This is a genomic window from Kitasatospora sp. NPDC028961 (genome assembly GCF_055564815.1).
The window spans coordinates 446293-462328 of record NZ_JBVHVO010000004.1; the positions used below are offsets into that span (position 1 = coordinate 446293).

The following is a 16036-nucleotide window of genomic DNA, read 5'->3' on the forward strand; positions in this document are numbered from 1 at the left end:
GAAGGCGTGGTGCTCAAGAGATGCCGAGCTCGTCGTTGATGAAGTCGAGGACCTCATCGGCGGAGGCGGACTCCAACTGCTCGGCGACCGTGGACTCCTCCGTCTGCTCGACCCCGTTGAACCTCGCCACCAACCCCTGGAGGCGGAGCACGATGCCGGCCTTCTTGGACTCGTCGGACACCAGTCCGGCGATCAGCGACTCGATGTCCTCGATCTTGGCGTTCACCATCGACAGCGCGTCGTCGGTGGTGCCGAGCTCGCCGTGCAGGTACCGGGCCAGGGCGAGCGGCGCGGGGTAGTCGAAGACCACCGTCGCGGCCAGCTTCAGACCGGTCGCCTCGCGCAGCCGGTTCCGCAGTTCGACCGAGGTCAGCGAGTCGAAGCCGGCGTCCTTGAACGCCGTCTCCGGGCCGACCTGGTCGGGCCCGGCGTGACCGAGCACGGTCGCCACCTGGCCGCGGACCAGGTCCAGCAGCAGGGCCTCCTGTGCCGCCGGGGCCAGGCCGGCGAGCCGGCGGGTCAGCCCGCCGCTGTCACCGGCCGCCGTCCGGGCCAACTGCCGCCCGGAGCGCACCAGTCCGCGCAGCAGCGGCTGGGCGATGCGGCCGGCGGCCGCGTCGGCCCGCAGCGACCGCAGGTCCAGCTTGATCGGCACGACCAGTGCCGTGTCGGTCCGCAGCGCCGCGTCGAACAGCCGCATGCCCTCGGCCGGGCCGATCGGCAGCACCCCGCCGCGGCTCATCCGGGCCTGGTCGGCGGCGCCCAGGTGGGCGGTCATGCCGCTGATCTGCTCCCAGAGGCCCCAGGCGAGGGACGTACCGGGCAGGCCCGCCGCCCGGCGCCGGTGCGCCAGGGCGTCGAGGTGGGCGTTGGCCGCCGCGTAGTTGCCCTGGCCCGCCGAGCCGAACAGGCCGGAGGCGGAGGAGAACACCGCGAAGGTCGTCAGGTCGAGGTCACGGGTGAGCTCGTCCAGGTGGCTCACGGCGGTCACCTTCGGGGCGAACACGCGGGCCAGCCGCTCGGGCGTCAGTGCGCCGATCACGCCGTCGTCCAGCACGCCGGCGGTGTGCACGACGCCGGTCAGCGGGTGCTCGGCCGGGACGGCGGCCAGCAGCGCGGCCACCGCCTCCCGGTCGGTCACGTCGCAGGCGGCGACCGTCACCGCCGCGCCCAGCCCGTCCAGTTCGGCCACCAGCTCCGGCGCGCCCTCGGCCCCGAGGCCGCTCCGGCTGGCCAGCACCAGGTGCCGGACGCCGTGCCCGGTGACCAGGTGCCGGGCCAGCAGCGCGCCCAGCGAGCCGGTACCACCGGTGACCAGGACGGTCCCGTCCGGGCGGAACGCCTCGGGTGCCTCCGTCGCGGGCCGGGCCTGCGCCCGGACCAGGCGCGGCACGGAGAGTGCCGCCGCCCGGACGGCGACCTGCGGCTCGTCGGCGGCCAGGACGGCGCCGAGCACGGTGGTGAAGGAGCCGTCGGTGTCCGGGTCGAGGTCGAGCAGGACGATCCGGTCCGGGTTCTCGGCCTGCGCGGTGCGCAGCAGGCCCCAGACCGCCGCGCCCGCCGGGTCGGTGACGTCGGCGTCGGTGCCGGCCGGCACCGCGCCCCGGGTGACCACCACGAGCCGCGCGTCCTCGAAGGCCGCGTCGGCCAGCCAGGCCTGGACGACGTCCAGGGCCTGTGCGGTCAGGGCGAGCACCTGGTCGGCGCCCTCGCCGCCGTGGGCCTCCAGGACGGCGACGGCCGGGGCCTCGGCGGCCAGCGCGGCCACCTCCTCGCCGGTGGCGACCGGCACCCAGGACGGCGCCGCCGCGGCCCCGGCCGCCGGCAGTGTGCTCCACTCCAGGCGGAACAGTGCGTCGCGGCCCTCGTCCGCGGCCGCCGCGGTGTCCAACTGCTCGACGTCCACCGGCCGGAAGGTCACCGAGTCCACCGTCAGGACGGCGCCGCCGGCCTCGTCGACCGCGGTCAGCGCGAGCTTGTCCGGCCCCTGCGGGGCGATCCGGACCCGGACGGCGCCCGCGCCGGCGGCGTGCAGCACCAGCCCGTTCCAGGCGAACGGCAGGACGTTGTGGCCGTCCTCGGGCTGGGCGAACGCCTGGGTGTGCAGGGCCGCGTCGAGCAGCGCCGGGTGGATGCCGAAGCGGGCGGCCTCGTCGCGCCGCTCGTCCGGCAGGGCGACCTCGGCGAAGAGCTCCTCACCGCGCCGCCAGACGGCCTGGAGGCCCTGGAACGCCGGGCCGTAGGCGTAGCCGTGCCGGGCGAGGTCCTCGTAGAAGCCGGCGACGTCGAGCTCCACGGGCTCCGCGCCGGCCGGCGGCCAGGCGGTGGTGTCGAAGCCGGGCGCCGCCGGGCGGTCGGCCGGGGCCGCCGTCAGGGTGCCGGCCGCGTGCCTGGTCCAGGCGTCCGGGCCGATCTCGCCGGCCGCGTCCTCGCGGGCCGAGTAGACGGCGACGGTCCGCGTGCCGTCCTCGTCGGGGCCGCCGACGGCGACCTGGATCCGGACTCCGCCGTGCTCGGGCACCACCAGCGGTGCCTCGATGACCAGTTCGTCGAGCCCGGCGGCGGCGACCACGTCGCCGGCCCGGACGGCCAGCTCCACCAGGCCGGTGCCGGGGACCAGCACGACCCCGCCGACGGCGTGGTCGGCGAGCCAGGCGTGCGTGCGCAGCGACAGCCGGGACGTGCAGAGCACCCCGCCCGTCTCGGGCACCTCCACCACCGCGCCGAGCAGCGGGTGGTCGGCCGTGACCTGGCCGAGCGAGACCGCGTCGGTGGCGGCGGTGGTCTGCAGCCAGTAGTGCCGGTGGTCGAAGGCGTAGGTCGGCAGCTCCAGGTGGGCGGTGCCGGTGGGCAGGAGGCCGGTCCAGTCCACCGCGACGCCCCGGACGAAGAGTTCGGCCACCGCGGTCAGTACGGTGTGCGCCTCGGGCCGGCCGTCGCGCAGGGCCGCGACGCAGACCGCGTCCTCCCCGGCGGACTCCGCCACCGCGCTGCTGAGCGCGGCGCCGGGGCCCAGCTCGACGAAGAGCGCTCCGCCCGGTCCGGCCGCCGCGGCGACGCCCTCGGCGAACCGGACCGGGCGGCGCACGTGGTCCACCCAGTAGGCGGGATCGGCCAGTTGGCCGGGCTCGGCCACCCGGCCGGTGACGTTGGAGATCACCGCGAGCTTGGGCTCGCCCCACGACACATTGGCCAGGGCGGTGGCGAACTCCGCCAGCATCGGCTCCATCAGCGCCGAGTGGAAGGCGTGCGAGACGGTCAGTTGCTTGACCTTGCGGCCCTGCTCGCGCAGTTGCTCCGCGGCCTTCAGCACGGCCGCCTCCTCACCGGAGAGGACCACCGAGGACGGGCCGTTCACCGCCGCCAGGTCCACGCCGTCACCGAGGAGTTCGGCGACCTCGTCTTCGGTCGCGGCGACCGCCACCATCGCGCCGCCCGAGGGCAGCGCCTGCATCAGCCGACCGCGTGCGGCGACCACCGCCGCCGCGTCACCGAGCGAGAGCACCCCGGCCACGTGCGCGGCCGTGATCTCCCCGATCGAGTGGCCCATGACGGCGTCCGGCCGGACACCCCAGGACTCGATCAGCCGGAACAACGCCGTCTCCACGGCGAACAGACCCGCCTGGGTGTACACGGTCTGGTCGAGGGATCCGGCCGTGCCGAGCACCACGTCCTTGACCGGGTGCTCGGTCCAGCCCGCCAACTGCGCGTCCAGCGCCGCGCAGGCCGCGTCGAAGGCCTCGGCGAACACCGGGTACCGCTCGGCCAGCTCACGGCCCATCCCGACCCGCTGCGAACCCTGACCCGGGAACACCAGCACCGTCCGATCGGTGTCGGACACCGTGCCCGTCACCAGGACGGGGCTGCTCTCACCCCGCGCCAGGGCGCTCAGCCCGGCCAGCGCCTCCTCCGACGAACCCGCCAGCACCACCGCGCGCTCCGACAGCAGCGCCCGCTGCGCCAGCAGCGCGGCGGCGATCTCCGCCGGCCCCGCCCCGGAGGTCTCGACGAAGGGCGCCAGCCGGTCGGCCTGCCCGGCCAGCGAGCCCGCGCTCTTCGCCGACAGCACCAGCGGCACCGCACCGGCCGGAGCTTCCTCGACCGCGACGGCCTGCGCCTCGGCCTCGACCGGGGCCTGCTCCAGGATCAGGTGCGCGTTCGTCCCGCTGACGCCGAAGGCGGACACCCCGCCACGCCGCGGTCGGCCGGTCTCCGGCCACTCCCGCGCCTCGGTCAGCAGCTCGACCGCGCCGGCCTGCCAGTCCACCTCGGTCGAGGGCTCCTCGACGTGCAGGGTGGGCGGCAGGACGCCGTGGCGCAGGGCCTCCACCATCTTGATCACACCGGCGACCCCGGCGGCCGCCTGCGCGTGCCCCAGGTTGGACTTCACGGACCCGAGCCAGAGCGGACGCCCCGGCTCCCGGTCCTGGCCGTAGGTGGCCAGCAGGGCCTGCGCCTCGATCGGGTCACCCAGCACCGTGCCCGTGCCGTGCGCCTCGACCGCGTCCACCTCGACGGTGGACAGGCCCGCGTTGGCCAGCGCCTTGCGGATCACCCGCTGCTGCGAGGGCCCGTTCGGCGCGGTCAGACCGTTGGACGCGCCGTCCTGGTTCACCGCGCTGCCGCGGACCACCGCGAGCACCCGGTGCCCCTTGCGCCGTGCCTCCGAGAGGCGCTCCAGCACCACCACACCCGCGCCCTCGGCCCAGCCGGTGCCGTCCGCCGTCGAGGAGAAGGCCTTGCAGCGGCCGTCGGGCGAGAGCGCCTGCTGGCGGGAGAACTCCACGAAGGTGTGCGGGTTGGCCAGCACCGTCGCGCCGCCGGCCAGCGCCATCGAGCACTCGCCCTGGCGCAGCGCCTGGGCGGCCAGGTGGATCGCCACCAGCGACGACGAGCAGGCCGTGTCCACGGTGACCGCCGGGCCCTCGAAGCCGAACACGTAGGAGACCCGGCCCGAGGCCACGCTGCCGGCGGAGCCCGTCGCGGTGAAGCCGCTCAGCTCCGGCGGCACCTCGCCGCCGAACCCGTAGCCCTGGCTCATGACGCCGGAGAAGACGCCGACGTCGGTGCCCTTCAGCGCGGCCGGGTCGATGCCCGCCCGCTCCAGCGCCTCCCAGGACGCCTCCAGCAGCAGCCGCTGCTGCGGGTCCATCGCGAGTGCCTCGCGCGGCGAGATCCCGAAGAACCCGGCGTCGAACAGGCCGGCCTCGTGCAGGAAGCCGCCCCGGTCGACGTAGGAGGTGCCGATCCGGCCGGGGTCGGCGTCGAACAGGCCGTCCAGGTCCCAGCCGCGGTCCTCCGGGAACGGGGAGAGGGCCTCCCGGCCGTCGGCGACCAGCCGCCAGAGGTCCTCCGGGCTCGCCACGCCGCCGGGCAGCCGGCAGGCCATGCCGACGATCGCGATCGGCTCGTCGGGGTCGGCGGGCAGGACGGCCGGCGCCGCGGGCCCGGCCGCGGCGGCCACGTGGCCGAACGCACCGTGCAGGTGGCGGGCCAGGGCGAGCGGGGTCGGGTAGTCGAAGACCACGGTGGTGGGCAGGTTGAGGCCGGTCGCCTCACGGACCCGGTTGCGCAGTTCGACGGAGGTCAGCGAGTCGAAGCCGGCGTCCTTGAACGCCTTCTCCGCCTTGACGCTGTCCGCCCCGGCGTGGCCGAGGACGGTCGCCACCTGGCCGCGGACCAGGTCGAGCAGCAGGGCCTCCTGCTCGCCGGCCGACAGCCCGGCCAGCCGGTCCGCCAGCCCGCCGCCGCTGCGCTGGGCGGCCGCCGCCCGGACGGCCTGCCGGCCGGCCCGGACCAGCCCCCGCATCAGCGGCTGGACGGCGCCGCCGGAGGCCGCGTCGGCGCGGGCCGCCCGCAGGTCGAGCTTGATCGGCACGACCAGCGCCCGGTCGGCGTGCAGGGCCGCGTCGAACAGGGCCAGGCCCTCGGCCGGGGTCAGCGCCAGGACGCCGCCGCGGCTCATCCGGGCCTGGTCCAGCTCGCTCAGGTGCGCGGTCAGGCCGGTGCTCTGCTCCCACAGGCCCCAGGCCAGCGAGACACCGGGCAGCCCGTCGGCCCGCCGGCGGGCCATCAGGGCGTCCAGGTAGGCGTTGGCGGCCGCGTAGTTGCCCTGGCCGGCCGAGCCGAACAGGCCGGCGGCGGAGGAGAACACCGCGAAGGCCGTCAGGCCCAGGTCGCGGGTCAGCTCGTGCAGGTGCTGTACGGCGGTCACCTTGGGCGCGAAGACCCCGGCGATCCGCTCGGGCGTCAGCGCGCCGATCACGCCGTCGTCCAGCACACCGGCGGTGTGCACGACGCCGGTCAGCGGGTGCTCGGCCGGGACGGCGGCCAGCAACGCGGCCACCGCCTCCCGGTCGGCGACGTCGCAGGCGGCGACCGTCACCGCCGCGCCCAGCCCGTCCAGTTCGGCCACCAGCTCCGGCGCGCCCTCGGCCCCGAGGCCGCTCCGGCTGGCCAGCACCAGGTGCCGGACGCCGTGCTCGGTGACCAGGTGCCGGGCCACCAGCGCGCCCAGCGAGCCGGTACCACCGGTGACCAGGACGGTCCCCTCCGGGCGGAAGGCCGGTTCGGCGCCGGTCGCGTCGCCACCGGGCGCGCGGACCAGCCGCGGTGCGGAGAGCACCCCGGCCCGGACCGCGATCTGCGGCTCGCCGGAGCCCAGCACGGCGGTGAGCAGCGGCTCGACGTCGGTGCCGGAGGTGAGGTCGGTGGCGGTGTCGGTGTCGGTGTCGATCAGGACGAGCCGGTCCGGGTTCTCCGCCTGGGCGGCGCGGACCAGGCCCCAGACGGCGGCGCCCGCCGGGTCGGTCACCGCGGCGTCGCCGCCGGCCGGCACCGCGCCCCGGGTCACCAGCACCAGCCGGGAGTCCTCCAGGCTCGGTGCGGCCAGCCAGGTCTGGACGAGGTCCAGGATCCGGTCGGTCAGGGCCAGGGCGTCGCCGCGCCGGTCGGTCGCCTCCACCAGCGCGACCACCGGGGAGGTGACGTTGTCGGCGAGGATCTGCACCTCGTCCGCGTGGAACAGCGGCACCCACGGCGGCAGCGTCTCGCCGCCGGCGGGGGTCTCGGGCAGGTCGGTCCAGTCCACCCGGAAGAGGGCGTCCGGGCCGGCGTCCGCCGCGGCGGAGGAGAGCTGCTCGGCGGAGACCGGCAGGAAGGCGAGCGCCTCCAGGGTCAGGACCGGGCCGCCGGTCTCGTCGGCGGCCTCCAGCGAGAGCCCGTTCCGGTCGGACGGCGCGAGCCGCACCCGCAGCGCCGAGGCGCCGGCGGCGTGCAGCGTCAGGCCGGTCCACTCGGCCGGCTGCCAGAGCCGCGGTCCGCCCGCGGTCCCGTCGGCCACGGCGGCGTGCCGCAGGCCGGACTGGAGGGCGGCGTCCAGCAGCGCCGGGTGGATGCCGAAGCGCCCGGCGTCGGCGCGCTGGTCCTCGGGCAGCGCGACCTCGGCGAAGACCTCCTCGCCGCGCCGCCAGAGCCCGCGGACGCCCTGGAAGGCCGGGCCGAGGGCGTAGCCGAGGCGGAGCAGGTCGTCGTAGAGCTCGTCGGCACTCGCCTGCCGGGCGCCGGTGGGCGGCCAGACGACGAGGTCGGCGTGCGCCTCGGTGCGGGCCGCCGCCGGGGAGAGCCGGCCGGTGGCGTGCCTGGTCCAGGCGCCGGTGTCGTCGCCGGCGTCCTCGCGGGCGGCGTAGACGTCGACGCTGCGGGCACCGCTCTCGTCGGGGCCGCCGACGGTGACCTGGACCCGGACGCCGCCGTGCTCGGGCAGCACCAGCGGGGCCTCGATCACCAGCTCATCGAGGGTGCCGCAACCGACCTCGTCACCGGCACGGACGGCCAGCTCCACCAGCGCGGCGCCGGGGACGGGGACGACCCCGCCGACGCCGTGGTCGGCCAGCCAGGGGTGGGTGCGCAGCGACAGCCGGGAGGTGAACGCCAGCCCGTCCGACTGCGGCAGCCGGACGACGGCGCCGATCAGCGGGTGGTCGACGGTGGCCTGGCCGAGCGAGGCCGCGTCGGTGGCCGGGGCGGTCTGCAGCCAGTAGTGCCGGTGGTCGAAGGCGTAGGTCGGCAGGTCGAGCGGGGCGGTGCCGGTGGGCAGCACGCCGCTCCAGTCCACGGCCACGCCGCGGACGAAGAGTTCGGCCATCGACAGGAACAGCCGGCGCGGACCGCCCTCGTCCCGTCGAAGCGAGCCGGTGACCAGGGCGTCGGCTGCGGTCTCGTCGACGATCTCGTTGATCGGCTGGACCAGGACGGGGTGGGCGCTGGACTCGACGAACACCGTGTGGCCCGCTTCGAGCAGCGCGGCGACGGCGGGGCCGAAGCGGACCTGGCCGCGCAGGTTGCGGTACCAGTAGCCGCCGTCCAGCACGCCCGCCTGGTCGATCCACTCGCCCGTGACGGTGGAGAGGAACGGGACCAGCGGGGCCTGGCTGCGGATCTCCGCGAAGGCTTCCGCCAGGGTCTCCTCGATCGCCTCGACATGGCGGGTGTGGGAGGCGTAGTCCACCGCGACCCGGCGCACCCGCACGCCGTCGGCCGCGAGGACCTCCAGCGCCTCGTCCAAGGCCTCGGCGTCACCGGCGACCACCACCGAGGCCGGGCCGTTGACGGCCGCGACCTCGACGCGGTCCGCCCAGCGCTCCAGGCGAGTCAGCGCCTCGCTCTCGGGGAGCGCGACCGACGCCATGCCACCGCGACCGGCCAGCTGACCGGCGATCACCTGGCTGCGCACCGCCACGATCCGCGCGGCGTCCTCCAGGGAGAGCGCACCGGCCACGCAGGCCGCCGCGATCTCGCCCTGGGAGTGGCCCAGCACGGCGTCCGGCAGCACGCCCACGGACGCCCAGACGGCGGCCAGACCGACCATCACCGCGAAGCTGGCCGGCTGGAGCACGTCCACCCGGTCGAGCAGCTCGGCCGGGGCCTCGCCGCGCAGCACCTCCTCCAGCGACCAGTCCACCCAGGGGCTCAGCGCCCGGGCACACTCAGCGATCCGCTCGGCGAACACCGGTGAGGCGTCCAGCAGTTCACGCCCCATCCCGGCCCACTGCGAGCCCTGCCCCGGGAACACCAGGACCGTCCGGCCCGCGCCGGCCGAGCCGAGCGAACCGCCGGTCACCAGGGCCGGGGCCGACTCGCCCCGGGCCAGCGCGCCCAGCCCGGCCAGCGCCTCCTCCGTCGAACCGGCCACCAGCACCGCGCGCTCGGAGAGCAGCGCGCGCCGGGACAGCAGCGCGTTCGCCGTGGCGGCGAGCGACGGCCGGTCCGCCGTGTCGAGGAAGGCCGCCAGGCGCGCGGCCTGACCGGCCAGCGAGCCGCTCGAGGCGGCCGACACCACCAGCGGCACCGTGTCGGCGCCCGGCAGCACGTCGCCCGCCGCCGGCTCGACGGCCGGCACCTCGGCGGACTCCTCCAGGATCAGGTGCGCGTTGGTGCCGCTGATCCCGAAGGAGGAGATCCCGGCCCGGCGCGGCCGGTCGCCGGCGGCCCAGTCGCGCGCCTCGGTCAGCAGCTCGACCGCACCGGCGGACCAGTCCACCTCCGGGGTCGGCGCGCTGACGTTCAGTGTGGAGGGCAGCACGCCGTGCCGCAGCGCCTGCACCATCTTGATGACGGCCGCGACACCGGCCGCGGCCTGGGTGTGGCCGATGTTGGACTTCAGCGAGCCGAGCCAGAGCGGACGCTCCGGGTCGCGGTCCCGGCCGTAGGTGGCCAGCAGCGCCTGCGCCTCGATCGGGTCGCCCAGCGCCGTTCCGGTGCCGTGCGCCTCCACCGCGTCGATGTCCGAGGCGGCCAGGCCCGCGTTGGCCAGTGCCTTGCGGATCACCCGCTGCTGCGAGGGGCCGTTGGGCGCGGTCAGACCGTTCGACGCGCCGTCCTGGTTCACCGCGCTGCCGCGCAGCACCGCGAGCACCTGGTGCCCGTTGCGCCGGGCCTCGGACAGCCGCTCCAGGACCACGATGCCGACGCCCTCGGAGAGGATGGTGCCGTCGGCGCCCGCCGAGAACGCCTTCACCCGGCCGTCGGCGGCGAGGCCGCGCTGGCGCGACATGCCGAGGACGCCGACCGGCGAGCCCATCACGGCGACGCCGCCGGCCAGCGCCAGCGAGCACTCGCCGGACCGCAGCGCCTGCGCGGCCAGGTGGATCGCCACCAGCGAGGAGGAGCACGCCGTGTCCACCGTGACCGCCGGGCCCTCGAAGCCGAACACGTAGGAGACCCGGCCGGAGGCCACACTGCCCGCGGTCGCGGTGGTGACGAAGCCTTCGAGCTCGGCGGGCATGCTGGTCAGCGACTCGACGTAGTCGTGGATGGAGACACCGGAGAAGACGCCGATGTTGCCGCCCCGCGCCGTGCCGGGGTTGATGCCGGCCCGCTCCAGCGCCTCCCACGAGGCCTCCAGCAGCAGCCGCTGCTGCGGGTCCATCGCCAGCGCCTCGCGCGGCGAGATCCCGAAGAACTCGGCGTCGAACTCCCCGGCGTCGCGCAGGAAGCCGCCCTTGTGGACGTAGGAGGTGCCGGGCTTCGCCGCGTCGTCGTCGAAGAGCTCGTCGAGGTTCCAGCCGCGGTTGTCCGGGAAGCCGACCATGCCGTCGCGGCCCTCGTGCACCAGGCGCCACAGACCCTCGGGGTCGACCACGCCGCCGGGCAGCCGGCAGGCCATGCCGACGATGGCGATCGGCTCGTCCGGGTCGGCCGCGACCACGGTGGGGGCGGCGGCGGCACCGGCCGCGGTGTCGCCGAGCTCCTCGCGCAGGAAGCGGGCGAGCGCCACCGGCGTGGGATAGTCGAAGATCAGGGTGGCGGGCAGCTTGACCCCGGTCGCGGCGCTCAGCCGGTTGCGGAGCTCGACCGCGGTGAGCGAGTCGAAGCCGATGTCGCTGAAGCCCCGGGTGCCCTGGGCCAGTTCGTGGCCGTTGAAGCCGAGCACCGCGGTGGCCTCGGCCTGGACGATGCCCAGCAGGATGCTCTCCTGCTCGGCCTCGGACTTCCCCGCCAGGCGGCGGACCAGCCCGCTGCCGTCCCCGGCGGCGGCCCGTGCCACCCGGCGCCCGCTCCGCACCAGGCTGCGCAGCATGTGCGGGACGGCGCCGCCGGACGCGGTCTCCGAGCGCAGCGCCCGCAGGTCGAGCTTGATCGGGACGAGCAGTGCCTGCTCGGCCCGCAGGCCGGTGTCGAAGTGGGCCAGGCCCTCGGCCGGGGTCAGCGCCAGGACGCCGCCGCGGCTCATCCGGGCCTGGTCGACCTCGCTCAGGTGGGCGGTCAGGCCGGTGCTCTGCTCCCAGAGGCCCCAGGCCAGCGAGAGACCGGGCAGTCCGCCGGCCCGCCGGCGGGTCATCAGGGCGTCCAGGTAGGCGTTGGCGGCGGCGTAGCTGCCCTGGCCGGCCGAGCCGAGCAGCGCGGCGGCGGACGAGAAGACCACGAACGTCCGCAGCTGCGGGGCGAGTTCGCGGGTCAGCTCGTCCAGGTGGCGCACCGCGGTCGCCTTGGGCGCGAAGACCCCGGCGATCCGCTCCGGCGTCAGCGCGCCGATCACCCCGTCGTCCAGGATGCCGGCCAGGTGGACGAGGCCGGTCAGCGGGTGTTCGGCCGGGACGGCGGTCAGCAGCGCGGCCACCGCCTCCCGGTCGGCGACGTCGCTCGCGACCACCGACACCGTGGCGCCGAGTCCGGCGAGTTCGTCGGCCAGTTCGTCGGCGCCCTCGGCGGCGGGGCCCCGGCGGCCGGCCAGCACCAGGTGCCGGACGCCGTGCTCGGTGACCAGGTGGCGGGCGACCACGGCGCCGAGCGAGCCGGTGCCGCCGGTGACCAGGACGGTGCCGTCCGGGTCGAAGGCGGTGGCAGGGGCCTCCTCCGGGGCGGCGTCGGCGCGCACCAGTCGGGAGGCGGAGAGCGCCGTGCCGCGCACCGCGACCTGCGGCTCGCCGGAGGCCAGCACCGCCCCGAGGACGGCTCCCGCCCCGGCCGCGGCGGCGGGGTCGAGGTCGACCAGGACGATCCGGTCCGGGTTCTCCGCCTGGGCGGCGCGGACCAGGCCCCAGACGGCGGCGCCGGCCGGGTCGGTCACGGCGGCCTCGCCACCGGCCGGGACGGCGCCCCGGGTGGCGACCACCAGGCGGGCCTCCGCCAGGCCCGGTGCGGCCGTCCAGGCCTGGATCGCGGCCAGCACCCGGCAGGTGAGCTCCAGCGGGTCGGCCTCGGCGTCGGCCGCGGTCGCGTCCAGCACGGCGACCGCCGGCACGTTCTCGCGGGCGGCCAGCGCGGCCACGTCCTCCGGTCCGGACAGCGGGGCCCAGACCGGCGCGGCCGTGGCGCCCTCGGGCGCGGGCAGCCCGGTCCACTCGACCCGGAACAGCGAGTCCCGGCCGTCCTGGCCGGCCGCGCTGCCCAACTGCTCGGCGGAGACCGGCAGCGAGACCAGCGAGTCCATCGTCAGGACCAGCTCGCCGGCCTCGTCGGCGGCCTGGAAGGAGAGCGCGTCGGTGCCCCGGGGGGCGACCCGCACCCGCAGCGCGGAGGCGCCCAGCGCGTGCAGCACCAGCCCGTTCCAGGCGAACGGCAGCACGTTGCGGCCGTCCTCCGGGTTGGTGAACGCGTTGGTGTGCAGGGCGGCGTCCAGCAGGGCGGGGTGGATCCCGAACCGGTCGGCGTGCTCCCGCTGCTCCGGCGGCAGCACGGCCTCGGCGAAGAGCTCCTCGCCGCGCCGCCAGACCGCCCGCAGGCCCTGGAACGCCGGGCCGTAGGAGTAGCCGCGGACGACCAGGTCGGTGTAGAAGTCCTCGATCTCCACGGGCTCGGCGCCGGCCGGCGGCCAGGCGGCGAAGTCCACGGCGGGCGTGGTGCTGCCGCTCGGGGCGGCGGACGAGAGCAGACCGGTCGCGTGCCTGGTCCACTCGCCGTCGCCGTCCTCGCCGGCGGCGTCCTCGCGCAGCGAGTAGACGTCCACCGTGCGGGAGCCGGTCGGGCCGGGGCCGCCGACGGCGACCTGGACCCGCACGCCGCCCTGCTCGGGCAGCACCAGCGGGGCCTCGATGACCAGCTCTTCGAGGATGCCGCAGCCGAACTCGTCGCCCGCGCGCACCGCCAGGTCGACGTAGACGGTGCCGGGGACGATCACCACGCCCTGCATGGCGTGGTCGGCGAGCCAGGGGTGGGTGCGCAGCGACAGCCGGGAGGTGAAGACCAGCCCGTCCGACTGCGGCAGCCGCACCACCGCGCCGAGCAGCGGGTGGTCGGTGCCGGTGAGGCCCAGCGAGGCGGCGTCGGTGGCCGATCCGGTCAGCTGGAGCCAGTAGTGCTGGTGGTCGAAGGCGTAGGTCGGCAGGTCGACCAGGGCGGTGTCGGCCCCGGCCGGCAGCTGGCCGGTCCAGTCCACGGCGACGCCCCGGACGAAGAGTTCGGCCATCGAGGTCAGCAGGCGGCGCGGGCCGCCCTCGTCGCGCCGAAGCGAGCCGGTGACCACGGCCGAGGCGTCGGCGGCGTCCACCAGCTCGCTGATCGGCTGGACCAGTACCGGGTGGGCGCTGGACTCGACGAAGACGGTGTGGCCGGCGCCGAGCAGTGCGGTGATCGCCGGGCCGAAGCGGACCTGGCCGCGCAGGTTGCGGTACCAGTAGCCGCCGTCCAGCACGCCCGCCCCGTCGATCCACTCACCGGTGACGGTGGAGAGGAACGGGACCAGCGGGGCCTGGCTGCGGATGTCCGCGAAGGCCTCGCCGAGGGTCTCCTGGATCGCCTCGACGTGCCGGGAGTGGGAGGCGTAGTCCACCGCGATCCGCCGCACCCGCACGCCCTGGTCCTCCAGCGCGTCGAGGGCCTCGTCGAGGGCCTCGGCGTCACCGGCGACCACGACCGAGGCCGGGCCGTTGACGGCGGCGACCTCGACGCGGTCCGCCCAGCGCTCCAGCCGCTCGACGGCGTCGGTCTCGGAGAGCGCCACCGAGGCCATCCCGCCGCGCCCGGCGAGGCTGCCCGCGATCACCTGGCTGCGCACCGCCACGATCCGCGCGGCGTCCTCCAGCGACAGCGCACCGGCCACGCAGGCCGCCGCGATCTCGCCCTGGGAGTGCCCGACCACCGCGTCCGGCAGCACGCCCACGGACGCCCAGACGGCGGCCAGACCGACCATCACGGCGAAGCTGGCCGGCTGGAGCACGTCGACGCGCTCCAGCAGCTCGGCCGGGGCCTCGCCGCGCAGCACGTCCTCCAGCGACCAGTCCACCCAGCGCTCCAGCGCCGCCGCGCACTCCGCGACGCGCGCGGCGAACACCGGGGAGGAGTCCAGCAGTTCACGGCCCATGCCGACCCACTGCGAACCCTGCCCCGGGAAGACCAGGACGAGCTTGCCCGCCCCGGTCGCGCTCCCCGTCACCAGCCCGGCGGCGGATTCGCCCCGGGCCAGCGCGGCCAGCCCGGCCAGCGCCTCGTCCCGCGAACCGGCCACCAGCACCGCCCGCTCGCCGAGCACCGCGCGCCGGGTGGCCAGCGTCCCCGCCACACCGGCGAGGGAGACCCCCTCCGCGGCCTCGAGGAAGGAGACCAGCCGCTCGGCCTGGCCCGTCAGGGACCCCTCGGAGGCCGCCGAGACCACCAGCGGCACCACGGCGTCGGGCGCGGCCGCGGCCCGGGCAGGCTCCTCCTCGGGAACCTGCTCCAGAATCAGGTGCGCGTTGGTGCCGCTGGCGCCGAAGGAGGAGACCCCGGCCCGGCGCGGCCGCCCGGTCTCCGGCCAGGGCCGGGTCTCGGTCAGCAGCTCGACGGCGCCCGCCGTCCAGTCCACCTGCGGGGTGGGCGCGTCGACGTGCCGGGTGGCCGGCATCACGCCGTGCCGCAGCGCCTGCACCATGTTGATCACACCGGCGACCCCGGACGCCGCCTGGGTGTGGCCGATCACCGACTTGACCGAGCCGAGCCGCAGCGGCTCCCGGCCGTCCACGCGGTCCTGCCCGTACGTGGCCAGCAGCGCCTGTGCCTCGATCGGGTCGCCGAGGACGGTGCCGGTGCCGTGGCCCTCGACCATGTCGATGTCGCCCGTGGACAGGTTGGCGCTGTCCAGCGCCTTGCGGATGACCCGCTGCTGGGCGGGGCCGTTGGGCGCGGTCAGACCGTTGGAGGCGCCGTCCTGGTTGAGCGCGGAGCCGCGGACGACCGCCAGCACGCGGTGGCCGAGCTCCCTGGCCCGGGAGAGCTTCTCCAGCAGGACGACACCGGCGCCCTCGGCCCAGCTGGAGCCGTCGGCGCAGGCCGCGTAGGACTTGCAGCGGCCGTCGAAGGCCAGGCCGCGCTGGCGGGCGAAGCCCACGAAGCCGCCCGGGGTGGACATCACGGTCGCACCGCCGGCCAGCGCCATCGAGCACTCGCCGCGGCGCAGCGCCTGGGCGGCCAGGTGGATGGCGACCAGCGACGAGGAGCACATGGTGTCGACGGTGACCGCCGGGCCCTCCAGCCCGAGCGAGTAGGCGACCCGGCCGGATGCGACACCGCCGGCGGTGCCCAGGGCCCGCTCCAGGCTGAGGAAGCCCTCGTAGCCGCTGAGGTCCGGGGCGTAGTCCTGGTGCACGATGCCGGCGAACACGCCGATGTCGGTGCCCCGGACGGAGTGCGGGGCGATGCCGGCCCGCTCCAGGGCCTCCCAGGACACCTCCAGCAGCTGCCGCTGCTGCGGGTCCATGGCGAGCGCCTCGCGCGGCGAGATGCCGAAGAACCCGGCGTCGAACTGGCCGGCGTCGTGCAGGAAGGCGCCCTCGCGGACGTAGGTGGTGCCGGGGTTGTCCGGGTCCGGGTGGTAGAGGCCTTCGAGGTCCCAGCCCCGGTCCTCGGGGAACGTGGTGTACACGTCGGTGCCGTCGGTGACGACCCGCCAGAGGTCCTCGGGGGTACGGATCCCGCCCGCGTACCGGCAGGCCATCGACACGATGGCGATGGGCTCGGCAGGGGCCTCCAGGAGCTTCTGGTTCTCCTGCTGGAGCCGCGCGTTCTCCTTCAGCGAGGCACGAAGTGCGTTGACGATCTGCTCGTCCGGCGTCGTCATGTT

1 protein-coding gene is annotated in these 16036 nt (G+C 76.2%); it reads right to left on the minus strand.

Annotated features, from left to right (window positions below; all coding sequences use genetic code 11):
• Window positions 1–13 precede the first annotated feature (13 nt).
• A complete protein-coding gene (locus ACZ4UX_RS12090) occupies window positions 14–16033 on the minus strand; it encodes a type I polyketide synthase (RefSeq protein ID WP_465706547.1) in 16020 nt (5339 codons plus the stop codon).
• Window positions 16034–16036 lie beyond the last annotated feature (3 nt).